At 67.1% G+C, this 23,479-nt stretch carries 18 protein-coding genes; 8 read left to right on the plus strand and 10 right to left on the minus strand.

The window, feature by feature from the left end; translation table 11 throughout:
* Positions 1 to 19: 19 nt before the first annotated feature.
* Positions 20 to 3,484, minus strand: a complete 3,465-nt coding sequence (gene mfd, locus HV701_RS10695) for a transcription-repair coupling factor (RefSeq protein WP_420867813.1) — start codon at positions 3,482 to 3,484, stop codon at positions 20 to 22.
* A 47-nt stretch (positions 3,485 to 3,531) separates the two neighbouring features.
* Between mfd and ispD the strand changes: the two genes are divergently transcribed.
* The 3 genes from ispD (at position 3,532) to HV701_RS10710 (ending at position 7,046) form a co-directional block, all read left to right on the plus strand.
* Positions 3,532 to 4,215: a 2-C-methyl-D-erythritol 4-phosphate cytidylyltransferase gene (gene ispD / locus HV701_RS10700; RefSeq protein WP_175133041.1), complete on the plus strand. Its 684-nt coding sequence runs from the start codon at positions 3,532 to 3,534 to the stop codon at positions 4,213 to 4,215.
* Positions 4,212 to 4,697, plus strand: a complete 486-nt coding sequence (ispF, locus tag HV701_RS10705; RefSeq protein ID WP_175133042.1) for a 2-C-methyl-D-erythritol 2,4-cyclodiphosphate synthase — start codon at positions 4,212 to 4,214, stop codon at positions 4,695 to 4,697. The genes ispD and ispF overlap by 4 nt, the downstream gene beginning before the upstream one ends.
* 273 nt (positions 4,698 to 4,970) lie before the next feature.
* Positions 4,971 to 7,046: a DUF4344 domain-containing metallopeptidase gene (locus tag HV701_RS10710; protein ID WP_175133043.1), complete on the plus strand. Its 2,076-nt coding sequence runs from the start codon at positions 4,971 to 4,973 to the stop codon at positions 7,044 to 7,046.
* 84 nt (positions 7,047 to 7,130) lie between these two features.
* Here HV701_RS10710 and HV701_RS10715 read toward each other — a convergent pair whose 3' ends face one another.
* The 4 genes from HV701_RS10715 to risA form a co-directional block, all read right to left on the minus strand.
* On the minus strand, positions 7,131 to 7,649 hold the full coding sequence (locus HV701_RS10715; protein WP_175133044.1) for a carboxymuconolactone decarboxylase family protein: 519 nt from the start codon (positions 7,647 to 7,649) through the stop codon (positions 7,131 to 7,133).
* 74 nt (positions 7,650 to 7,723) lie between these two features.
* Positions 7,724 to 8,272: a peroxiredoxin gene (locus HV701_RS10720; RefSeq protein ID WP_006389231.1), complete on the minus strand. Its 549-nt coding sequence runs from the start codon at positions 8,270 to 8,272 to the stop codon at positions 7,724 to 7,726.
* Between the two features lie 59 nt (positions 8,273 to 8,331).
* On the minus strand, positions 8,332 to 9,726 hold the full coding sequence (gene risS / locus HV701_RS10725; RefSeq protein WP_175133045.1) for a sensor histidine kinase RisS: 1,395 nt from the start codon (positions 9,724 to 9,726) through the stop codon (positions 8,332 to 8,334).
* Between the two features lie 34 nt (positions 9,727 to 9,760).
* Positions 9,761 to 10,495, minus strand: coding sequence for a response regulator transcription factor RisA (gene risA, locus HV701_RS10730; RefSeq protein WP_003813882.1), 735 nt, complete (start codon positions 10,493 to 10,495; stop codon positions 9,761 to 9,763).
* Positions 10,496 to 10,626: 131 nt separating this feature from the next.
* Here risA and tsaB point away from each other — a divergent pair, with 131 nt between their 5' ends.
* Together tsaB and HV701_RS10740 are read left to right on the plus strand one after the other, a co-directional pair.
* A complete protein-coding gene (gene tsaB / locus HV701_RS10735; RefSeq protein ID WP_175133046.1) occupies positions 10,627 to 11,898 on the plus strand; it encodes a tRNA (adenosine(37)-N6)-threonylcarbamoyltransferase complex dimerization subunit type 1 TsaB in 1,272 nt (423 codons plus the stop codon).
* On the plus strand, positions 11,895 to 12,788 hold the full coding sequence (locus HV701_RS10740) for a uracil-DNA glycosylase (protein ID WP_175133047.1): 894 nt from the start codon (positions 11,895 to 11,897) through the stop codon (positions 12,786 to 12,788). Before tsaB ends, HV701_RS10740 begins: the two co-directional genes overlap by 4 nt.
* Positions 12,789 to 12,838: 50 nt before the next feature.
* On the opposite strand, the gene lplT is transcribed toward HV701_RS10740, so the two are convergent.
* Positions 12,839 to 14,155, minus strand: a complete 1,317-nt coding sequence (lplT, locus tag HV701_RS10745; protein WP_175133048.1) for a lysophospholipid transporter LplT — start codon at positions 14,153 to 14,155, stop codon at positions 12,839 to 12,841.
* A 313-nt stretch (positions 14,156 to 14,468) separates the two neighbouring features.
* Between lplT and smc the strand changes: the two genes are divergently transcribed.
* From smc to ligA, 3 genes are read left to right on the plus strand one after another with little or no spacing between them, the layout of a single operon-like run.
* Positions 14,469 to 18,002, plus strand: coding sequence for a chromosome segregation protein SMC (gene smc, locus HV701_RS10750; RefSeq protein WP_175133049.1), 3,534 nt, complete (start codon positions 14,469 to 14,471; stop codon positions 18,000 to 18,002).
* A gap of 46 nt (positions 18,003 to 18,048) precedes the next feature.
* Positions 18,049 to 19,110 (plus strand): cell division protein ZipA C-terminal FtsZ-binding domain-containing protein, encoded by a 1,062-nt coding sequence (locus tag HV701_RS10755; RefSeq protein WP_175133050.1) that lies wholly within the window; start codon positions 18,049 to 18,051, stop codon positions 19,108 to 19,110.
* A complete protein-coding gene (gene ligA / locus HV701_RS10760) occupies positions 19,110 to 21,209 on the plus strand; it encodes an NAD-dependent DNA ligase LigA (protein ID WP_175133051.1) in 2,100 nt (699 codons plus the stop codon). The genes HV701_RS10755 and ligA overlap by 1 nt, the downstream gene beginning before the upstream one ends.
* Before the next feature lie 165 nt (positions 21,210 to 21,374).
* On the opposite strand, the gene HV701_RS10765 is transcribed toward ligA, so the two are convergent.
* From HV701_RS10765 to msrB, 4 genes are all read right to left on the minus strand, one after another.
* A complete protein-coding gene (locus HV701_RS10765) occupies positions 21,375 to 22,151 on the minus strand; it encodes a peptidylprolyl isomerase (protein WP_175133052.1) in 777 nt (258 codons plus the stop codon).
* Between the two features lie 17 nt (positions 22,152 to 22,168).
* Positions 22,169 to 22,438: a BolA family protein gene (locus HV701_RS10770; protein ID WP_175133053.1), complete on the minus strand. Its 270-nt coding sequence runs from the start codon at positions 22,436 to 22,438 to the stop codon at positions 22,169 to 22,171.
* 61 nt (positions 22,439 to 22,499) lie between these two features.
* Positions 22,500 to 23,066, minus strand: coding sequence for a septation protein A (locus tag HV701_RS10775; RefSeq protein ID WP_175133054.1), 567 nt, complete (start codon positions 23,064 to 23,066; stop codon positions 22,500 to 22,502).
* Positions 23,063 to 23,461, minus strand: a complete 399-nt coding sequence (gene msrB, locus HV701_RS10780) for a peptide-methionine (R)-S-oxide reductase MsrB (RefSeq protein ID WP_175133055.1) — start codon at positions 23,459 to 23,461, stop codon at positions 23,063 to 23,065. The genes HV701_RS10775 and msrB overlap by 4 nt, the downstream gene beginning before the upstream one ends.
* Positions 23,462 to 23,479 lie beyond the last annotated feature (18 nt).

The following is a 23,479-nucleotide window of genomic DNA, read 5'->3' on the forward strand; positions in this document are numbered from 1 at the left end:
TGCGAGGGTCGGGGGCGGGTTACTTCAAGGCGCGCAGCACAGCGCGTACGGCATCGGCACGGGCGGGGATCTGCGCGGCCTTGATCTCAACCCGCAATTTATCCTGTCCGGCGAGTTTGATGTGGCGTTGCCGCTGCACCAGTTCGATGATTCTGGCCGGATCGACACTGGTCTTGGGGCCGAATTGCAGCAGCGCCTGGGTTTCGCTGGCGTCGATCTTGATGATGCCCAGCGGTTGCGCGGCCAGGCGCAGGCGATGAGTGGCAAGCAGGGTCTGCGCCGCCTCCGGCAGCTTGCCGAAGCGATCGATCAGCTCTTCCTGGATCTGGATCAGGTCGTCCTCGTCGGCGGCGTGGGCCAGGCGCTTGTAGACGCTCAGGCGCGCGTGGACATCGGCGCAGTAGTCGGATGGCAGCAGCGCGGGCGCGTGCAGGTTGACTTCGCAGGCCAGGTTGAACGGCGCGTCCAGGTCCGGCTCTTCGCCGGCGCGCAGGGCGCGCACCGCTTCGTTGAGCATCTCGTTGTACATCGAGAAGCCCACTTCCTGGATGTTGCCGGACTGCGAGTCGCCCAGCACCTCGCCGGTGCCGCGGATCTCCAGGTCGTGCATGGCCAGGTAGAAGCCCGAGCCCAGTTCCTCCATGGCCTGGATTGCCTCCAGCCGCTTCTTGGCGTTGCTGGTGATGGCGTCCTCGCCCGGTGTCAGCAGGTAGGCGTAGGCCTGGTGGTGCGAGCGGCCGACACGGCCGCGCAACTGGTGCAGCTGCGCCAGACCGAAGCGGTCGGCGCGGTGGATCACGATGGTGTTGGCGCTGGGCACGTCGATGCCGGTCTCGATGATGGTGGTGCACAGCAGCACGTTGTAGCGCTGCTGGTAGAAGCCCTTCATCACCTGTTCCAGGTCGCGCTCGGGCATCTGGCCGTGGGCCACCGCGATGCGGGCCTCGGGCACCAGCTCTTCGAGGCGGGCGCGGCGGTTGTGGATGGTCTCGACCTCGTTGTGCAGGAAGTAGCACTGGCCGCCGCGCTTGAGTTCGCGCAGCAGCGCCTCGCGCAGCGTGCTGCCGTCTTCGCGCCGCACAAAGGTCTTGATCGCCAGCCGTTTCTGCGGCGCCGTGGCAATGACCGAGAAGTCGCGGATACCTTCCAGCGACATGCCCAGCGTGCGCGGGATCGGCGTGGCGGTCAGGGTCAGCACGTCGACCTCGGCGCGCAGCGCCTTGAGCGCTTCCTTCTGGCGCACGCCGAAGCGGTGCTCTTCGTCGATGATGACCAGCCCGAGGCGCTTGAACTTCACATCCTTGGACAGGATCTTGTGAGTGCCGATGACGATGTCGACGCGGCCATCGTTGATGCCTTCGATGGCGGCGGCCACTTCCTTGGCCGAGCGGAAACGCGACAGCTCCACCACCCGCACCGGCCAGTCGGCGAAGCGGTCGGAGAAAGTCTGCGCGTGCTGCTCGGCCAGCAGCGTGGTGGGACAGAGCAGCGCGACCTGCTTGCCATTGGCCACCGCCAGGAAGGCGGCACGCAACGCCACTTCGGTCTTGCCGAAGCCGACGTCGCCGCACACCAGTCGGTCCATCGGCCGGCCCGAGGTCATGTCGGCAAGCACGGCCTCGATGGCGGCGGCCTGGTCGGCGGTTTCCTCGAAGCCGAAGCCTTCGGCGAAGGCCTGGTAATCGTTGAGCGGCAGGTTGAAGGCGAAGCCCTCGCGCGCCGCGCGCTGGGCATACAGCGCCAGCAGTTCGGCGGCGGTGTCGCGCACCTGCCTGGCGGCCTTGCGGCGCGCCTTGTCCCACTGGCCCGAGCCGAGCTGGTGCAGCGGCGCGGCTTCCGGATCCGCGCCGCTGTAGCGGGCGATCACGTGCAGTTGCGACACCGGCACGTACAGCGTGCTGCCGTTGGCGTATTCGAGATGCAGGAACTCCATCTCGCCTTCGCCCATGTCCATGTTGACCAGGCCATGGTAGCGGCCGATGCCGTGTTGCGCGTGGACCACCGGGTCGCCGGCGCGCAGTTCGGACAGGTCGCGCACCATCGCTTCGACGTTGCTGGCGCGCTCCTGGTCGCGCTTGCCGCGCCGGCCGGTGCTGGCCAGCCCCGGATAAAGGTCGTTCTCGGTCAGGAAGGCAAGGTTGGCCTGCGGCAGTTCGAAGCCCGTGCCCAGAGGCGCGGCGACGATGCCGAAGTGGGCGTCGGAGGCGAGGAAGGCTTCAATGCTGTCGGGCTGCGCGTCCGGCGTGACGCCGAACTCGTTGAGCATCTGTACCAGCGTTTCGCGGCGGCCGGCCGAATCGGCGCACAGCAGCACGCGGCCCTGCGGCGTGCCGACATGCGTGCGCAGCTTGGCGATCGGGTCGTCGGCGCGGCGCGCCACGCTGACGTCGGGCGCGGCGCGGAAGTCGGGATGCGGCTGGCCGGCAGTCAACGCCAGGCGGCGGAATTCCTTCAGGCGGGCATACAGCGCCTGCTCGTCCAGGAACAGTGCCGACGGCGGCAGCACCGGGCGTTCGCGGTCGCTTTTCAGGAAGCTGTAGCGGCTGCCGGTGTCCTGGTGAAAGCGCAGCATCGCGTCGTCGATGTCGCCGACGGAGACGGTGATGGCGTTGTCGGCCAGATAGTCGAACAGCGTCGCGGTCTCGTCGAAGAACAGCGGCAGGTAGTACTCGACCCCGGCAAACGGGATGCCGTTGCCGATGTCCTTGTAGGGCAGGGCGCGCGATGGATCGCCCTCGAACTCTTCGCGAAAGCGCGCGCGGAAGCGGTTGCGCGAGTCCTCGTCCATGGGGAATTCGCGTCCCGGCAGCAGTTGCACTTCGCGCACCGGATACAGGCTGCGCTGGGTGTCGACGTCGAAGCTGCGGATGGTCTCGATCTCGTCGTCGAACAGGTCGAGCCGGTAGGGCAGAGCCGATCCCATCGGGAACAGGTCGATCAGGCCGCCGCGCAGGCAGAATTCGCCCGGCGCGGTGACCTGGGTGACGTGGTTGTAGTTGGCCAGCGTCAGCTGCGCGCGCAGCGCCGCTTCGTCGAGCTTGTCCTTCTGCTTGAAGGAAAAGGTGTAGGCCGCCAGGAACGACGGCGGCGCCAGCCGGTACAGCGCGGTGGTGACCGGCACCGTCAGCACGTCCACCGTCTTCATCATCAGCGAATGCAGGGTGTGCAGGCGCTCGGAGATCAGGTCCTGGTGCGGCGAAAAGGCGTCGTACGGCAGCGTTTCCCAGTCGGGCAGCTGGCGCACGCGCAGGCCGGGCGCGAATAGCGCGATCTCTTCGGCCAGGCGCTGCGCCTCCAGCGGTTCGGCGGTCAGCACCACCAGCGGCGCGGCGGCCTGCCGGGCCAGGTCGGCCAGCAGCCAGGCGTCGCCCGAACCGGGCGGGCGCGGTTGAGCGTAGCGTGTGCCGGGCTTGAGCGCGGCGAGAGTAGGGGCGGTCGCGGGGACGGGCGGCGCTGCCGTGGCGGGGGAGGTGGGAGCGGGCATCAGGCTGGGAGCAGGCATCAAGCGGAAGATTATAAAATCACCGCACCATGTCTGACTCAATCATCGCAATCGTTCCCGCCGCTGGCGTCGGCGCCCGCGCCAGCCACCCCGGCGTCGAGAGCGTGCCCAAGCAATATCGTCCGTTGGCCGGACAGCCCATGCTGCGCCACGCCGTGACCGCGCTGCTGGCCGACGAGCGCGTGTCGCAGGTGCGCGTGGCGGTGACGCCCGGCGACGGCTGGGTCGACCAGGCGCTGGCGGGGCTGCCGCGCACCGTCTGGCGGGCCTGCGGCGGCGCCACCCGCGCCGATACCGTGGCCGGCGCCCTGGCCGAGAGCGGCGTGGCCGATGACACCTGGGTCCTGGTGCACGACGCAGCCCGTCCCGGCCTGCCGGCATCGGCGCTGGCGCGCTTGATCGACGCCTGCCTCGCGGATCCGGTCGGCGGTTTGCTGGCACTGCCGGTGGCCGACACCGTCAAGGCCGGCCACGAACGGGTCGAGCGCACCCTGGACCGCAACGGCCTGTGGCTCGCGCAGACGCCGCAGATGTTCCGCGCCGGGGCGCTGCGCGATGCACTGACGGCGGCCGCAGTCAGCGGCGCCGTGGTTACCGACGAAGCCTCGGCGATCGAGGCCGCGGGCTATGCTCCCCTGCTGGTGCCCGGCGCGATGCGCAATTTCAAAGTGACCTGGCCGGACGATTTCGAACTGATGGAAAAATGGCTATGAGTATTCCTTTTCGCGTCGGACAGGGTTTTGACGTGCACGCCCTGGTCGAGGGGCGGCCGCTGATCATCGGCGGCGTGACCATTCCGCACACCCACGGCCTGCTGGGCCATTCCGATGCCGATGTGCTGCTGCACGCCATCACCGACGCGTTACTGGGCGCCGCCGGCCTGGGCGACATTGGCCGCCATTTCCCCGATACCGACCCGGCCTTCAAGGGCGCCGACAGCCGCGTGCTGTTGCGCGAGGCCGTGGCGCGCGTGCGCCAGGCCGGCTGGGCGCCGGTCAACATCGACGCCACCGTACATGCCCAGGCCCCCAAGATCGGGCCGCACGCGCCGGCCATGGTGCGACACATCGCCGCCGATACCGGTCTGGCCGAAACCGAGGTCAACATCAAGGCCAAGACCAACGAGGGCCTGGGATACCTGGGCCGCAAGGAAGGCATTTCCGCCACGGTGGTGGCGCTGCTGGCACGCGCCTGAAACGCGGCTGGCGGCCTCTGCCGGAATCGATGGCGCGGTATTCACCGCGCTTTTTTTCGCGCGCCGGCGTTGTTTAACGCGCACAGATACATGTCCATAACAAATTAACAAACCGCAAAATAGGGCGGAAGCCGCGTGGCTGCTGCGGTTGGGCGCGGTTCCCGCGTCCTGTGGCGCGCGGGGGGCCGGAAACACCGGTGTTTTCGTCTTGCAGGTGAATTTGAACTGGAATATTCTGCCGCTACTTAACGCCTGGATAATAGGGACACCAAGATGCATGTACGTGGCGCTGCCTTGTTCTTGGCGCTTGCCGCCGTTGGTTCGCCTGCACATGCAGAATTCGAGCAGCAGCTCGGCCCGCTCTCGGGCGCGGTTCGCACGCAGATGCTGCAAGGCTGGACCGCCGGGGTCGAGGATGGCTGGTTCACGCTGCGCAACAAGGCCCTGGCCGGCAGCGAGCAGACGCTTTACCTGAAAGTCGGGCAGCCGCCGGAGACCGGCCGCATCACCGACGTGAATGTGGTCCTGAACTCAAAGAATCCCAAGGCATCCATTGGCCTGGCGCTGACCAACCGCGCGCGCAAGGGTTTGTGCCTGTTGGAACTCACGGCCGCCAAGCAGACCATCCTGTTCTGTCTGGACGGCGACAAGCGCCGCGATATCGCCAATGTGGCCAATGTGGCCAAGCTGGATGGCTCCGACCGCATCAAGGTGGTCGAGGTGCCGGGCGCGGCCCGCTTCATTGTCAATGGCCAGAAGATCGGCGATATCGAGAATGAACCCGCGCTGGGTTCCGAACTCGGCATCATGGCCTACGACGTCGGCACCTTCGGCATCGCCGACTTCGCCATCAATTCGAACATCGCTCCCGCCCAGGGTGGCAAGCCGGCCCAGGGCGGCAACGCTCCGCCACCACAGCCGCGCCCCCCCCAGGCGGCGCCGGATTCCGGCAGCAACAGCGGTTTGCCGGGCGCTGGCCCGTACCCGCGCTTCGGCGGCGATTCGCTGCGCATCGTGGCAGTCTACATCGGCATCATGCGCAGCATCTTCATGCATGAGTTCGGCCACGCCCTGATCGGCGAACTGGAACTGCCTTCGACCGGCGCCGAGGAAGACGCGGTCGATATCTATTCGGCGCTGCAGATCGTCGAGCCGACCATGTACCCGTCGAGCGACGAGGACACCAACGCCATGGCCCAGGGCGCGGCCAAGTACGCGGCCCTGCAGTGGTACTACAGCGGCAAGCTGGCCGAGGCCCGGGGCGCTGGCAATTCGCCCTGGCAGGATGAGCACACGGGCGATCTCAAGCGCTTCCGCAACATGCTGTGCATCATGTATGGCGGCAATCCGGGGGTGTTCGCTTCGCTGGTCGATCAGGTCGGGTTCGAAGATCGCACCAAAGCGCGTTGCGCCGATGAATTCACCAAGCAGAACCGGGCCTGGCGCCGCATCCTGGCGCCGCATACGCGCGTTGGCGCCTGGTCGCCCGACGGCCAACAGCCGGCGAACGCGCCCGGCGCGCCGGTGAACGTGACGTTCGAACCGTCATCGCGGCGTATCGGCAACCTGTTCGCCAACAATCTGTCCGACGCCATCACCACGAACATCAAGCTGCTCGGCCAGACCTACGTCTTGCCGCGGCCGGTGAATGTGGTCTTCAAGGATTGCGGCAAGCTCAACGCCTGGTACAGCCCGCGCGAAGGCTCGATCACGATGTGCTACGAGTTGATCGAGAACATCGCGGTGATGATCTCCGACATCGAGATGGGCACGGTCGGCGGCGAGCCCAAGCAGGCCGGAGCGCCGCAGCGGCAGGTGCCGCAGCCGCCGCCGCGCCAACAGGCGCCGGCGGGCCAGCCGCAACGCGCGCCGGGCGGGGGCTTCGACGAACTGCAGGACAGCGGCGTGCCGCCGACTACCTTGCTGTTCTCGGCGCCCTACAAGGGGCCGACGCCGACCACGCATCCGCGGGCCAAAGTGATCACCACCAAAGACGTGGTGGCCTTGCTGACCGACGAAAAGAACAAGAATTTCCTGGTGATCGACACCAGCGGGCAGCGCGAAACCATCCCCGGGGCCTTCCCGCTGAGCGATGCCGGCTCGGATGGCAGCATCACCGACCAGATGCAGGAAGCGTTCGATGGCTGGCTGCACAAGAAGGCGGGCACCGAGAAAGAACACAATGTCCCCTTGATCATCCTGGGGGCCGGCATGAATGACCGTTCGGCCTATAACGCCGCGTTGCGCGCCGGGATGATGGGTTGGCCGGTCTATTGGTATCGCGGCGGCCTGGAGGCATGGGTGGCCAATGGTCTGCCGACCAAGGCTGTCAAATCCCAGGGGCAATAGCGGGGCCGTCTCCAGCAAAAAGCCCGCTTGCGTGAGCAAGCGGGCTTTCTTCATGGCCCCGCGGCAGGGCCGGCCGCGGCGGGCTTACTTGCCCTGGGCGGCCAGCGCCAGGGCGGCGGCGTTGACCACCGAAGCGATGCGGCCGGCGTCGCGCAGTTGTTCCGTGGACAGGCCGTCCTTCTTCAGGTTCTCGTAGTGCGACGCCACGCAGAAGTGGCACTTGCCGATGATGGAGGCCACCAGGGCGAACAGCTCGAAGCGCTTCTTTTCCACGCCGCCGTGGGTAGCGTAGGCATTCATGCGCAACTGCGCCGGCAGGCTCTTCAACTGGGCGTCGCCGGTCATTTCGACGTACGGGTACCAGGTGTTGTTCATGCCCATGAGCGCAGAAGCGGTCAGCGCGGCATTGGCGTCGGCTTCCGACAGGCCGCTCTTGAAGGCGTCGACCAGCACCGGGCTGCGCGCGGCGTAGGCGGCCGACAGGGCTGCGCCGACGGCGTCTTCCGGGGCCAGGGTCGAGCGGGCAATCACGGCGTCCAGATTCAGGCGGATGTCCTTGGCCCAATCCGGCAGTTGTTCCTTAATGGTCGTCAGAAATTCCATAGTTTTTACCTATAATCTAGCGCAGTTAAAGCCCGGCGAAGGACCTGTGGACAGGTCCCCGGCCGGGCTGGAATTTACAGCGTGGCGCCGCCAACCGTACGGTTGCACGGGCACAGCTCGTCGGTTTGCAGGCCGTCGAGCAGACGCAGCACTTCTTCCGGGTTACGGCCGACGTTCAGGTTGTTCACCGAAACGTGCTGGATGGTGTTGTCCGGGTCGACGATGAAGGTGGCGCGCAGGGCAACGCCCGCCCCTTTCTCGCGCACGCCCAGCTGGTCGATCAGGGCGCCGGTGGTGTCGCCGAACTGGTAGTGACCCAGCTTGTTCAGGTCCGGGTGCTCACGGCGCCAGGCCAGCTTGACGAACTCGTTGTCGCTCGAGCCACCCAGCAGGACGGCATCGCGGTCCTCGAAATCCTTGGCCAGCTTGTTGAAGCCGACGATTTCGGTGGGGCACACGAACGTGAAGTCCTTCGGGTAGAAGTAGATCACCTTCCACTTGCCGGGGAACGAGCTTTCGGTGATGTCTTCGAAAGCCGAGACGCCATTTTCTTCGTGCTGGTTGAAGCCGGGCTTGACGCCGGTAACCTTGAAGGGCTCGAGTTTGTCGCCAACAGTTTTCATGTTTACTCCCAGTAGTTGTTGGTGGAATTAAGGCTGTGCCTCAAACCATAAATTCTACGCTATGGATTATCGTTGTCTAATTGATAATTCCTAAACTTCGCTTTGGGCAACTCTATGCGGGCGGTCAGGCCGCCGCCCTCGCGCGGCAGCATGCGCAGGGCGCCGCCGACATGCTTGAGCAGGCGCTCGACGATGGCCAGGCCCAGGCCGGCGCCGCTGACGCCGGTGCGCGCGGCCTCGCCGCGCGAGAAGGGCCGCAGCAGCCGGTCGACGTCCTCGGGGGCGATGCCGGGGCCGCGGTCGGACACCTCGATGATGATCATGCCGCCCTCGGCTTGCAATGTCATGACCAGGTGGGCCATGCCATCGGGCGAGCGGCCATAGCGGCGCGCGTTCTCGATCAGGTTGCTGACGATGCGCTTGAGGTCCAGCGCCGTGATGCGCGCGCGCAGGCCTGGCTCGAGCGTGGCTTCCAGTTCGCCGCCGAGTGACGAGGTATGGCTGCGCTCGCGTTCATACAGTTCGGCCAGCACCGCGGAGATGTCGGTCGCCAGTTGCGGCAGGGTGCCGGCGGGGCGGGCGTACTCCATCAATTGGCCGATGCTGTGGTCGATCTGGCCCAGATCTTCGTCGATGGCCTGGCGCGCGTCCTCGGATACGCCGCTCAGCTCGATTTCCAGGCGCATGCGCGCCAGCGGCGTGCGCAGGTCGTGGGAAATGCCCGCCAACATCAGTTCGCGGTCGGCTTCGGCCTGCCGCAGGTCCTTGGCCATGCGGTTGAAGGAGGCGTTCAGGTCGCGGATTTCCAGCGGCCCCTGCTCGGGCAGGGCCGCCGGGGTCTCGCCGCGCGACAGCACCTGGGCGGCCCGCGCCAGGCGCGACAGCGGCCGGTTGACGAAGCCGACGCTGACCGCCGCGCCCACCAGGGACAGCAGCAGCGCCGTGGCGCCCCATCCCAGCCATTCGATGCCGCCCGTCAGCCCGATTTGCTCGCGCTCGAACACCAGCCAATATAGGTCTTTCTCGATCTGGAAACTCACCCAGAAGCCGGGCACCTGATTCACGCCCCAGGCGATCTGGGTTTCCGGGCCGAAGCGCGTGCGGATGTGCTGGGCCACGCGCTGCCAGTAATCGTCGTCGGGCAGGGCTTCGGCAAAGTCGGTGACCTCGCGCGGATAGACCTGGATGCCTTCGTTGGTGGCCAGGTCGAGCAGCAGCTTGCTGCGTTCGTCGTTGTGGGAATAGATCAGCGCGGTGCGCGTGATATTGACGGCCGTGATCACCCGCTGCGCCATCTGGTTGGCGCGCGGTCCCAGCTCCATGCTGAAGAAGACTTGTAGCCACGCCCCCAGGCTGACCAGCATCAGGGCAGCCAGCAGCAGGAACGTACGGCCGAACAAGCCGAGCCGCAGACGTGACGTCAGGTTCCTGAAGGTTTTGCGCAAGCGGGGCACGAGGCTGCGCTCCTGCCCGGGGCGGGCGTATCGATCAACTGCCACCGTCCGGCACAAACACGTATCCGAGGCCCCAGACGGTCTGGATGAATACGGGCTTGGACGGGTTCGGCTCGATCAGCTTGCGCAGGCGCGAAATCTGTACGTCGAGGCTGCGGTCGAAGGCTTCGTATTCGCGGCCGCGGGCCAGCTCCATGAGCTTGTCGCGCGACAGGGGAATCTTCGGATGGCGCGCAAACACCTTGAGCACGGAGAATTCGCCGGTCGTGATCGGCACCTGCTCGCCATTGCGGGTGAGGGTGCGGGTCGACAGGTTCAGCACGTAGGGGCCGAAGGCGATCGATTCGTTTTCCTGGCTGGGGGCGCCGGGATGTTCCTCGGTGCCGCGGCGGCGCAGGATCGCATTGATCCGGGCCAGCAGCTCACGGGGATTGAACGGCTTGGACAGGTAGTCGTCCGCGCCCATCTCGAGGCCGACGATGCGGTCGATCTCTTCCGCCTTGGCCGTCAGCATGATGATGGGGGTATTGTCGTGGCCACCGCGCAGCCGGCGACAGATGGACAGGCCATCCTCGCCGGGCAGCATCAGATCCAGCACGAGCAGGTCGAAATGCTCCCGTTGCCAGAGTTTGCCCATCTCTTTGGCGTCTTCGGCGACGAAAACGTTGAATCCCTGCTCGGACAGATACCGGCGCAGCAGATCGCGCAAGCGCGGATCATCGTCGACGACGAGGATTTTTCGGGTGGGGGTGGTGTTTTGCGTATTCATGGCCGGAAATGTAACAGTGACAAGAACCAGCGGCTAGTGGGCGTTCACAAGATATTACACATTGCGAACCATGGTTGAAATCCCCCTTACATACGGGGGAACCGCCCCGGTATTTCGTACAATCTGCACCTATGGAACTAAACCTGCTGGCTCTGGAAACCTCTTCGTCGCGGTGCGGCGTGGCCCTTTTGCGCGCCTCGGGCGGCCGGCTGGAGGTCGCGGTGCGCGAGCACGAGGGCTCCCAGGAGCACGCGGAACGTCTTTTGCCCATGGCCAACGAATTGCTGGCGCAGGCCGGGCTGGCGCCGGACGCCTTGCAGGCGGTGGCGTTCGGCCAGGGGCCGGGCGGCTTCACCGGGCTGCGGGTGGCCTGCGGCGTGGCCCAGGGCATGGCCATGGGCCTGGGGATCCCGGTATTGCCGGTGGTGTCGCACCAAGCCGTGGCGGCCCAGGCGGAAGGCTCGCCGGCGCAGGCCATCGTGGTGGCACTGGACGCTCGCATGAATGAAGTCTACCTGGCGGTTTATCGCCCGGACGTCGACGCCGCGGGTGAGCCCGCCTGGGACACGCTGCAGGCGCCCCTGCTGATCGCGGCGGACGAGGTGGTGGCCTGGACGGCGCATCATCTGCCGGCCTGGTCACGGGCCGCCGGCCGGCCACTGACGCCATTGCTGGCGGGCGACGCCTGGGACGCCTATGCCGCCCAGATGCCGGTTCCGGCCGGGTGGCGCCGCGCCAGCGCGGCCCTGCGGCCCGAGGCCGCCAGTGTGGCGCGCCTGGCCAGCCAGGCCTGGCTGCGTGGCCAGGCCCTGCCGCCGGAGCAGGCCGCGCCGCTTTATGTGCGCGACAAGGTCGCGTTCACGACCGCTGAACGCCTGCGCGGGGAGGGGGGCAATCCCAAGGCGCAATCGACGCTGGCGCCCGTGGCGCCGCAGGGGTTGACCGATGCCGACCTGGACGAGGTGGTGGCCCTGGAGGCCAACGTCCAGTCCTTCCCCTGGACCCGCGGCAATTTCGCCGACGCGCTGGCGGCCGGCTATGGCGCCTGGACATTACGCCGCGATGGCCGGCTGGCGGGATTCTGTATCTTGATGTTCGCGCCCGACGTGGCCCACCTGCTGGTGATCGCCGTGGCGCGCGACCTGCACCGCCAGGGCCTGGGCAGCATTTTGCTGGATTGGTGCGAGCAGCAGGCGCGCGAGCGCAGCCTGGACGGCGTGTTGCTCGAGGTGCGGCCTTCCAATACGGCCGCGGTCGAGTTCTACAAGGCCCGTGGCTATTTGCAGATCGGCCTGCGGCGCGGTTATTACCCGGCCGAGCGGGGCGGGCGCGAGGATGCGCTGGTGATGCAGAAGCGCCTGGACGGACCCGTCGCAGCCGCGTCTCAGGGGGCGGCAGCGTGACGGCGCCGCATTCCACGCCGGCTTCGGCCGCGCCGCGCGTCAATCCGCTGCAGCGCCTGTGGCTGCGCGAGCTGGGCATGGAGCGCCTGTGGCTGCGGCCGGCCCCCCCGGCGGTCGCCGCGCCGGCGCCGCAAGTGCCTGTCCTGAAACAGGATTTTTCGACGCCGCCGGCCGCGGCGGCGCCGGTGCCGGACGCCGTGCCGGCGCCGACCGACACGCTCCGTCCGGCGGGCCCTGGCCTGCGCAACGGTCCTCCCCCCAAGCCGGCGCCCAAGGCCGAGGCCGCCGTGGAGGCCGCCCCTGCGCCGATGCCGGTGGCCATGGCGGTCAAGCACGCCAACCTCGACGAATTGCGCGAGCAGGTGGTGGCCTGCACCGCCTGCGGCCTGTGCGGCGGTCGCCGCCACGCCGTGTTCGGCCATGGCGGCCAGCCCACGCGCTGGTTGGTGGTGGGCGAGGCGCCGGGAGAACAGGAGGACCGGCAGGGCCAGCCCTTCGTTGGCCGTTCCGGCCAGTTGCTCGATGCGATGCTGTCGGCCGTGGGCATGAGCCGCGAGCGCGACGTGTTCATCGCCAACGTGATCAAGTGCCGGCCGCCCGGCAACCGCAATCCCAAACCCGAGGAAATCGCCGCCTGCAGTCCCTACCTGATGCGCCAGATCGCGTTGCTCAAGCCGGAGCGCATCCTGGTGCTGGGCCGGTTCGCGGCCCAGACACTGCTGGGCACCGATGCCACCATTGGCAGCCTGCGCGGCCGCGTGCACCAGATGAAGACGGACGAGGGACGCGAGATTCCGGTGATCGTGAGCTATCACCCGGCTTATCTGTTGCGCAGCCCGGCGGAAAAGGCGCGTGCCTGGCAAGACCTGAAGCTGGCCGCGCGGGTATGAAAAGGCCCGCCGGGTGGCGGGCCTGGGCATTGCCGGACGGCGAGACGCCTTCAGTGCGGGGTTGAATCCAGCGCGTGACCGTGGCCTTCCTGGCCAATCTGATCATGCAGCTCGGGGTTGTCGGCCAGGTTGCGCTTGCTCCAGCGCATGAACACCACCATCAGCACGGCCACCACGGTGCCGAAGATCACGATGATGATGTTGATGGGCAGTTGCAGCCACAGCAGCAGCGTGTACATGGCCACCATCAGCAGGATGTTGAGCTGCTCGTTGAAATTCTGCACGGCGATCGAATGGCCGGCCGACAGCAGCACGTGGCCGCGGTGCTGCAGCAGCGCATTCATGGGCACCACGAAGAAGCCTGCCAGCCCGCCGGTGATCAGCAACAGCAGGTAGACGCTCCAGGGCGAATAGACCATGGGCATCAGCAGCACCACCAGGCCCATGGCGGCGCCGACCGGCAGCACCGACAGCGCGCGGCGCAGCGGGATGCGGCCAGCCAGGATCGACCCCACCACGGTGCCCAGGGCGGCCACGCCCATCAGCATCGAGGCCTTGTCCAGTTGGTAGCCCAGGTGGCTGCGGCCCCATTCGATGACGATCAGTTGCAGCGTCGCGCCGGCGCCCCAGAACAGGGTGGTGACGGCCAGGGAGATCTGGCCCAGCTTGTCCTTCCAGAGCACGCGGACGTAGCCCCAGAAGGTGCGCACCAGCTTGACCGGGTTCTTCTGCTGCGGCGGATAGCGCACGTGGGTGTGCGGGATCAGCAGGTTGCACAGCGCCGCCAGCAGGTAGACGAAGGCGATCACCAGGATGGCGGCCTCGGCTGGCGTATGCACCAGCTTGCCGATGAAGGAATGTTGCAGCAGCGCGGTCGAGACCGTGGTGGAGATCAGCAGTCCGCCCAGCACCGTGCCCAGGATGATGGAGAAGACGGTCAGGCCCTCGATCCAGCTGTTGCCTTTGACCAGCATGGTGGGGGGCAGCATTTCCGTGACGATGCCGTACTTGGCCGGCGAGTAGGCCGCCGCGCCGATGCCCACCACGCCGTAGGCGGCGCAGACCAGGTAGGTCTGGTACTGCGAGGCGATGCCGAGGCTCGCATAGGAGAACATCAGCAGGCAGCCGGCGACTTTCAGGGCGTTGGTCGAGAACATCACGCGGCCCTTGGGATAGGAGTCGGCGATGGCGCCGACGAAAGCCGCCAGCACCACGTACGCCAGGGCGAAGGACCATTTCATGATCGGGGCCAGCCAGTCGGGGCCGTGCAGTTCCTGGATCAAGGCGATCGCCGCGATGAATAGCGCGTTGTCCGCCAATGACGAGAAGGCCTGCGCGGCCATGACCAGATAGAAACCTCGTTTCAAGAATGTCCCCGTACTTTGACCTGAGCCCGGTCGGTCTGCGTGAAAATTATGCGTCTTGCGAAAAAGTGTCAGCGAGTATAGCCCGTGGCGCAGGTAGGGCTATTCAGCGTTTGCCCGTGGGTTGAGGCGTGTCATGCGGCCGGGGGGCTGGGACGGGGCCGCCTGCGGGCTTGACCGTTGTTCACGTTTGGGGACAGACTGCCTGCGGTATCATACGATCCATCCCCATGCCGGCCCTTCAGGGGCCGGTTTGCAATGTGTGCGGCAGGTCCGTTAACGCCTTTCGTTCAACCCACCCCGTCGTCATCGTACTGTGCGTCTCACTCAGCTCAAACTCGCCGGCTTCAAGTCCTTCGTCGACCCCACCGTGATTCCCGTGCCCAGCCAACTGGTGGGCGTGGTGGGGCCCAATGGCTGCGGCAAATCCAACATCATCGACGCGGTGCGCTGGGTGCTGGGCGAGGCCAAGGCTTCGGAGTTGCGCGGCGAGTCGATGCAGGACGTCATCTTCAACGGCTCGGGCAACCGCAAGCCGGCGGCCCGGGCGTCGGTCGAAATGGTGTTCGACAACAGCGAAGGCCGAGCCGCCGGGCAATGGAGCACCTACGCCGAGATCGCCGTGCGCCGCGTGCTGACGCGCGACGGCACCAGCAGCTATTTCGTCAACAACCAGCAGGTCCGCCGCCGCGACATCCACGACATCTTCCTGGGCACTGGCCTGGGCGCGCGCGGCTACGCCATCATCGGCCAGGGCATGATCAACCGGCTGATCGAGGCGCGCCCCGAGGAACTGCGGGTGTTCCTGGAAGAGGCCGCCGGCGTGTCGCGCTACAAGGAACGCCGCCGCGAAACCGAAAACCGCCTGTCCGACACGCGCGAGAACCTGACCCGGGTCGAAGACATCCTGCGCGAACTGAACAGCCAGCTGGAAAAGCTGGAGGCCCAGGCCGAGGTCGCCACGCGCTACCGCGAGCTGCAGGCCGACGGCGAAAAGAAGCAGCATGCGCTGTGGTTCCTGAAGGAAACCGGCGCGCGTGAAGAACGCGCCAGGAAGGCCCAGGAAATGGCCCAGGCCCAGAACGAGCTGGAAGCCGCCATCGCCGGCCTGCGGGCCGGCGAGGCCGCGCTCGAATCCCGGCGCCAGGCCCATTACGCCGCCAGCGATGCGGTCCATACCGCCCAGGGCGCGCTGTACGAGGCCAACGCCCAGGTCAGCCGCCTGGAGGCCGAGATCCGCCACGTGGTGGATTCGCGCAACCGCCTGCAGGCGCGCCGCGACCAGTTGCAGCAGCAGATCGCCGAATGGACCAGCCAGCGTGAACACTGCGCCGAGCAGATCGCGCAGGCCGAGGAAGACCTGGCCGCTGGCGCCGCCCGCACCGAAGAGGCGCGGGCCGCCGCCGAGGACGCCCAGGCCGCCTTGCCCGCTGTCGAACAACGCGTGCGCGAAGCTGCCTCCGGCCGCGACGAGATGCGCGCCGCGCTGGCCCGCGTGGAACAGAACCTGGCCCTGGTGGCCCAGACCCAACGCGATGCCGACCGCCAACTGCAGGCCCTGGAGCAGCGCCGCGAGCGCCTGCAGCAGGAACTGCGCGAATTGCACAGCCCCGATCCGGTGCGCCTGGAACAACTGGCCGGCGACCGCGTCGCCGGCGAGGAGCAGCTCGAACAGGCCCAGGAAGAGCTGGCCGCCCTCGAGGGCAAGGTGCCGGAGGCCGACGCCGAGCGCAGCCGCGCCCAGGCGGCCGCCCAGACCGATGCGCAGAACCTCGCGCGTCTGGAGGCTCGCCTGTCGGCGCTGGTGAAGCTGCAAGAGGATGTGCAGAAGCAGGGCGCGCTGGAGCCGTGGCTGGCCAAGCACGAACTGGCCGGCCTGACGCGCCTGTGGCAGAAGCTGCACATCGAGCCCGGCTGGGAAACCGCGCTGGAAGCCGCCCTGCGCGAGCGCATGGCCTCGCTCGAGGTGCGCAGCCTGGACTGGGCCCGCGCCTTCTCCGACGATGCGCCGCCGGCCCGCCTGGCCTTCTACCAACTGCCGCCCGCGGCGCCCGCCCCGGCGGCGCCGGCCGGCCTGACGCCGCTGGCCAGCCTGCTGCGCATCACCGATCCGGACCTGCGCACGCTGCTTAACGAATGGCTGGGCGGCATCTATACCGCGACCGATCTGGCCCAGGCCCTGGCCACCCGCGCCAGCCTGCCCGCAGGCGCCGCCTGCGTGGTCAAGGCCGGCCACCTGGTGGATGCGCACAGCGTGCGTTTCTACGCGCCGGATTCCGAACAGGCCGGTCTGTTGGCGCGCCAGCAGGAAATCGAGAACCTGCAGCGCGAGATCAAGGCCCAGCAACTGATCACGGATCAGGCCCGCGCCGCCGTGGCCCGCGCCGAAGTGGCCTGGCAGCAGGTGACCCAGGCGATCGCGCCGGCGCGCCAGCGGGTCGCCGAAGTGACCCGCCGGGTGCATGACATCCAACTCGAACATTCGCGCCTGCAGCAGCAGGCCGAGCAGTCCGGCCAGCACGCCGCGCGCCTGCGCCAGGATCTCGAAGAGATCTCGGCGCACGAGGAAGACCTGCGCGCCACCCGCGAAGAGGCCGAGGCCCGCTTCGAGGCGCTGGACGAGGAACTGGCCGAGCATCAATCGCGGTTCGCCGACGCCGAAATGGACGGCGAGACCCTGGCCGCCCAGGCCGAGGCCGCCCGCGCCCGCCTGCGCGAACTTGAGCGCGCCGCCCAGGAAGCCGAGTTCGCCGAGCGCGCGATCCAGGTCCGCATCACCGACCTGCAGCGCAACCAGCAGTTGGCGGCCGACCAGAGCCATCGCGGCAGCGTCGAACTCGAACAATTGTTGGCCGACCTGGTCGACCTGGACGCCTCCGCGTCCCAGGCCGGCCTGCAGGACGCGCTGGAAGTTCGCGCCGAGCGTGAAGACGCGCTGGCGCGCGCGCGCCAGGAGATGGAAAACCTGGCGGCGCTGCTGCGCGGCGCCGACGAAGACCGCCTGCAACAAGAGCGCACGCTCGAGCCGCGCCGCGCCCGCATCACCGAATTGCAGTTGCAGGATCAGGCCGCGCGCCTGGCCGAGGAACAATTCACCGAGCAGCTCGATGCCCGCGAGGTCGACCGCGAGGCCCTGGCTCAGGATCTGGCCAATCAGCCCGACGAATGGCGCCGCGCCAACTGGCTGCAATCGGAAGTCACCCGCATCTCGCGCCAGATCGAGTCGCTCGGTTCGGTCAACCTGGCCGCGCTGGATGAACTGAACACCTCGCGCGAGCGCAAGGGGTTCCTGGACGACCAGCACGCAGACCTGATGACCGCCATCGAGACGCTGGAAGACGCGATCCGCAAGATCGACCGCGAAACCCGCGAACTGCTGCAAGAGACCTTCAACGTCGTCAACGGCCATTTTGGCGAGCTGTTCCCCAAGCTGTTCGGCGGTGGCGAGGCCAAGCTGACCATGACCGGCGAGGAAATCCTCGACGCCGGCGTGCAGGTCATGGCGCAGCCGCCAGGCAAACGCAACAGCACCATCCACCTGCTGTCGGGGGGCGAGAAAGCGCTGACGGCCACCGCGCTGGTGTTCGCGCTATTCAAGCTCAACCCGGCCCCGTTCTGCCTGCTGGACGAGGTGGACGCGCCGCTTGATGACGCCAATACCGAGCGCTACGCCAACCTGGTCGCCAACATGAGCGAGCAGACCCAATTCCTGTTCATCTCGCACAACAAAATCGCGATGCAGATGGCCAAGCAACTGGTGGGCGTGACCATGCAAGAGCAAGGGGTTTCGCGTATCGTTGCGGTAGACATAGATTCGGCCGTCCAGATGATGGCCTCCGAAGCGGCATAAACCCAATATTCAGAATGGCGCCGGCTTCATGGCGCGGGATTTACACATGAGTGATTTGCAGATCGGGCTGATTGCCCTGGGCGTCTTGCTGATACTGCTGGTGCTGGGCTTCAACTGGTGGCAGGACCGCCGTGTCCGCCGCAAGATGCAGACCCATTTCCCCACCACCGAGCAGGACCCGCTGCTGGGCGCGGACGCGGCGCAGGCTGGCGGCGCGCCCGCGCGCCGCGAACCGGGCATGGGCGACGCGCCCAAGGCGCACCCCGAGCAACCCCGGCCGGTCGATCCGGGCAGTGACGCCGATGACGCCGAGGAACCCGATCCCGCCTGCGAAGTGGTCATCGAGGTCAATTTCGCCGAGCCGGTGCGGGGCGCCGATCTGCTGCCCTACCTGCAGAGCCTGCGCCAGGTGGGCCGCAAGCCCATGCGCGTGTTCGCCGAAACCGACCAGCGCCGCCACCGCGCGCGCCTGCACGGCGGCGAGTCCTATGCGTCGATGCAGCTGGCCGTGCTGCTGGCCAATCGCAGTGGCCCGCTGACCGCCATCGAATGGTCGCAGGCCTGGGCCCGCGCCCAGGATCTGGCCGAACGCTTCGATGCCACCATCGAGGGCCCCGACCAGCAGGCCGTCCTGGAACAGGCGGCGCGCCTGGATGACACCTGCGCCGCCCTGGACACCCAGGTTGGCCTGACCCTGCTGCTGGGTGCCGCCCAGCCGGCCGCCGAAGTGTTGAGCGTGGCGCGTGATGCCGGTTTCGTCGCCGATGGCAGCCGCCTGGCCTGGCCCGCCGAGAACGGCGTGGCCCGCTTCACGCTGGCGCGCGCCGATGGCGCCGCCTTCGACGCCGGCATGGGCGGCGTCGAGCGCCTGTACCTGCTGTTGGACGTGCCCTGCAGCCCGGCCGACAGCCGCGCCTTCGGCCGCATGGTCGATGTGGGTCGCGAACTGTCGGCACGCCTGCGCGCCGACCTGGTCGACGACCAGGGCAAACCGCTGGCCGAAGGCTCGGAAAGCGTCATCGACGAACGGCTGCAAGTGCTGTTCGGCCAGCTCGAACAGGCTGGCCTGCCCGCCGGCAGCGAACGCGCCCAGCGGGTGTTTGCATAATGAGCAAGGCCGCAGGGACCCGCGCGGCGGAAACCGCGGCACGGCTGCGCGCGGAAATCGAGCAGCACAACGTCCGCTATTACGTCTACGACGACCCGTCGGTCTCCGACGCCGAATACGACCGCCTGATGCGCGAACTCCAGGATCTGGAGGCCGCGCATCCCGAACTGGTCACGCCCGAGTCGCCCACCCAGCGGGTGGGCGCGGCGCCGGTTGCGGCCTTCGGCAGCGTGCGCCATGCGGTGCCGATGCTGTCGCTGGGCAATGCTTTCGACGAAGAGGGCGTGGTGGCGTTCGATCGCCGCGTCACCGATACGCTGCGCGGCGCGGGCCTGCTGGGCCCGGCGCAGCAGGCGGAGTACTTCTGTGAACTGAAGCTCGACGGCCTGGCGATCAGCCTGCGTTACGAGAACGGCCGCCTGGTGCAGGCCGCCACCCGTGGCGACGGCCAGACCGGGGAGGACGTCACCTCCAATATCCGCACCATCAAGGCGATTCCGCTGCAGTTGAGCGGCGCGGCGCCCGAGGTGCTGGAGGTGCGCGGCGAGGTGCTGATGAACCGCGCCGATTTCGAGAAGCTCAACGCGGCCCAGGCCAAGCGCGACGAGAAAGTATTCGTGAATCCGCGCAATGCGGCCGCCGGCAGCCTGCGCCAGCTCGACCCGCGTATTACCGCCAAGCGGCCGTTGCGCTTTTTCGCCTACGGCTGGGGTGAAGTGCGTGGCCTGCCGGGCACGCAGAGCGGCCTGTTCGACGAAGCCACGGCGGGCGCGGCGGATGCTTCGACCCTGCCCGAGACATCGCACGGCGCCATGCTCGACTGGCTGGCCTCGCTGGGCCTGCCGGTCAATGTCCGGCACAATCATCGCGCCAGCGGCGCAGAGGGCCTGATGGCCTTCTACGCCAAGGTCGGCGCCTTGCGTCCCGAGCTGCCTTACGACATCGATGGCGTGGTCTACAAGGTGGACTCGCTGCCGGCGCAGAAGCTGCTGGGCTTCGTGGCGCGCGCGCCGCGCTTCGCGCTGGCGCACAAATTCCCGGCCGAAGAGGCCACCACCACGCTGCTGGACATCGAGGTGCAGGTCGGCCGCACCGGCGCCATCACGCCGGTCGCCCGGCTCAAGCCGGTGTTCGTGGGCGGGGTGACTGTCACCAATGCCACGCTGCACAACGAAGACGAAATCCGCCGCAAAGACGTGCGCATCGGCGACACGGTCATCGTGCGCCGCGCCGGTGACGTGATTCCGGAAGTCGTGAGCGCGGTGCTCGACAAGCGCCCTGCGGATGCGCGCGAATTCGTCATGCCCAAGGCCTGCCCGGTCTGTGGCTCGGCGATCGAGCGCCTGGAAGACGAAACCATCGCCCGCTGCACCGGCGGCCTGTTCTGTGCGGCGCAACGCAAGCAGACCTTATGGCATGCCGCCAGCCGCAAGGCGCTCGACATCGAAGGACTGGGCGAGAAGTTGGTCGAACAACTGGTGGACAGCGGTCGCGTCAAGTCGCTGGCCGACCTGTTCGGCCTGCGCCCGCTCGAACTGGTCGGGCTGGACCGCATGGGCCAGAAGTCGGCCGACAATCTGGTCGAGGCCATCGACAAGGCGCGCGCGCCGGCGCTGGGGCGCCTGCTGTTCGCGCTCGGCATCCGTCACGTGGGCGAGACCACCGCGCGCGACGTCGCCCGGCATTTCGGCAGCATCGAAGCCATCATGGACGCCGACGAGGACGCGCTGTCGTCGGTGCCGGACGTGGGGCCGGTGGTGGCGGGCTCGATCCGCCGCTTCTTCGCCGAGCAGCACAACCGTGACGTGATCGAACAGCTCAAGGCGCAGGGGGTGCATCCGGTAGCCGAGGCGGTGCCGCAGGACACCACGCTGGCCGGCAAGACTTTCGTGCTGACCGGCACGCTGCCGAACTGGACGCGCGAGGAAGCCTCCATGCGCATCCAGGCCGCCGGCGGCAAGGTCAGCGGCTCGGTGTCCAAAAAGACCGCCTATCTGGTGGCCGGCGAGGATGCCGGCAGCAAACTCACCAAGGCCCAGGAACTGGGCGTCACGGTGCTCGACGAGGACGGGCTGAAGGCGCTGCTGGGCGCGTCCTGATCGCGCCTGGCGCATCGCTCCCTGGCCCTGTCGAACAGGCTGCCCGCTTCCGGCGCGCGGCCTGTTTTCATTTCCGGCGTGGTCGCCGTCGTCCCGCGGCATCTTGTTCAGACAAAAAAAACTGCCCGCGCAGGGCGGGCAGTTGTTCGCGGGGCGAGGCCGGATTTACTGGATCTTGGCCTTTTCGCGCAGTTGCTTCTGGTAGTCGGCCAGGGTTTGCTGGCGCAGCATTTCTTCCAGTTGCGTGCGGACCTGTTCGAGCGGCGGGAATTCGACCGGACGGGTGTCGTCGACCATGATGATGTGCCAGCCGAACTGGGTCTGGACCGGCTTGTCGACCAGTTGGCCCTTCTTGAGCTGGGTCACGGCCTGGGCGAACGGCTGGACGTAGTTGGTCGGAGGCGCCCAACCCAGGTCGCCACCCTTTTCGGCGCTGCCGGGGTCCTTGGAGTTCTTCTTGGCCAGTTCCTCGAACTTGCCCTTGTTGTTCTTCAACTGGGCCAGCAGGTCGTTGGCGGTCTTTTCGTCTTCGACCAGGATGTGACGGACCTTGTACTCCATCTTGCCGGCCTGTTCTTTCTTGATCTTCTCGTATTCGGCCGTGACCTTGGCATCCGAGACCGGGTGCTTGGCCAGGTAATCGGCCATCAGGGCGCGCACCAGGATGCCTTGGCGCGCCAGTTCGATTTCGGTCTGGACGTCGGGCTGCTTGGCGATGCCGGCGGACTCGGCGGCTTGCACGAAGACCTGGCGGTTGATCATCTCCTGCTTGACCTGCTCGCGCAGTTGCGGCGAATCGGTGGCGCCCTGACTGACCAGCAGCTTGACGAATTGATCCAGGCTCTTCTGCGGAATGGCCTTGCCATTGACGGTGGCGACGTTCTGGGCGAAAGCGGGCACGGCGATGACGCAGGCGGCGGCCAGCATGACGATGCGTTTCATGAATATCCTTTTACTTTCTATTTGGGAGCCTGGGCGTCGAGCGCAAGCGCATGAATCGGATAGGGGATCAAATCTTGCAAATGATGATACACCAGCCGATGTCGCGCCACGGGGTTCAGTCCTACAAAGCAGGATGCCACGATGTGGACGCGATAATGGCCGGCGCCGTTTTTACTGCCTTCGTGACCGGCATGCAAATGCGAGTCGTCCTGGATGTCCAGGGAAACCGGCTCCAGGACGGCCAGGCGCTCCCGGATCAGGGTGATGCGGTCGGTGGTCTCTGACATGGTGGTGATCGTAAAGTTCCGGCGCGCGGCGCGCGCCGGGAAAAGGGCGGGGCCGCGGGCGTCAGGGCTTGGGCGGGGCGTTGGCGCTGTCTTCGGCCTCGATGTGCTTGCCCAGCCAGATCGACTGGCCGATGACGAAGACGATCATCAGGCCCATCAGGCCAAAGGCCTTGAAGCTGACCCATTGGGACTCGGTGAAGTGCCCCGAGAAGGCCACGTACAGGTTGATGGCGCCGGCGAACAGGAAGAAGGCGGCCCAGATCAGATTGAGCTTGTCCCAGGCGGCATCCGGCAACTGGATCTGCTTTTCCATCAGGCGGCGGATCAGGTTGCGGCCGAACAGCAGGCGCGCGAACACCAGGGCGCCGCCGAACAGCCAGTACAGCACCGTGGGCTTCCATTTGATGAAGACGTCGCTGTGCAGCCAGATGGTGGCGCCGCCGAACACCAGGATCACGGTCAGGTTGATCCAGTGCATCGCCTCGGTGGCGCGGCCGGTGGCCTTGAGCCAGACGATCTGCAGCACCGCCGCCGCCATCGCCACCCCGGTTGCCACGAAGATGTCGGTGAACCGGTAGGCCAGGAAGAAAAGGAACAGCGGAAAGAGGTCGAACAGGAACTTCTTCATTCGGCTTCCGGCTCGAACGTCATCGACAGGGAGTTGATGCAATAGCGCAGGCCGGTGGGCGCCGGGCCGTCGGGGAAGACGTGGCCCAGGTGCGCGTCGCAGACGTTGCACAGCACCTCGGTGCGCACCATGCCGTGGGTGGTGTCGCGTTCCTCGCGCACCAGGTCCGGGTCGAGTGCCTGGAAATAGCTGGGCCAGCCACAGCCGGCGTCGAACTTGGTGTCCGACGCGAACAGCGCCGTGCCACAGCCCACGCAGCGGTAGATGCCCGGGGTGAAGGTATTCCAGTAGCGCCCGGTGAATGCGCGTTCAGTACCCTTTTCGCGGGTGACGACGTATTCTTCCGGGGACAGCTGGGCCCGCCATTCGGCGTCGGTTTTGCGTACTTTGTCCATATCAACTCTTGGAGTGCC

Source organism: Achromobacter pulmonis, from assembly GCF_902859765.1.
Lineage (GTDB): Bacteria > Pseudomonadota > Gammaproteobacteria > Burkholderiales > Burkholderiaceae_B > Achromobacter > Achromobacter pulmonis.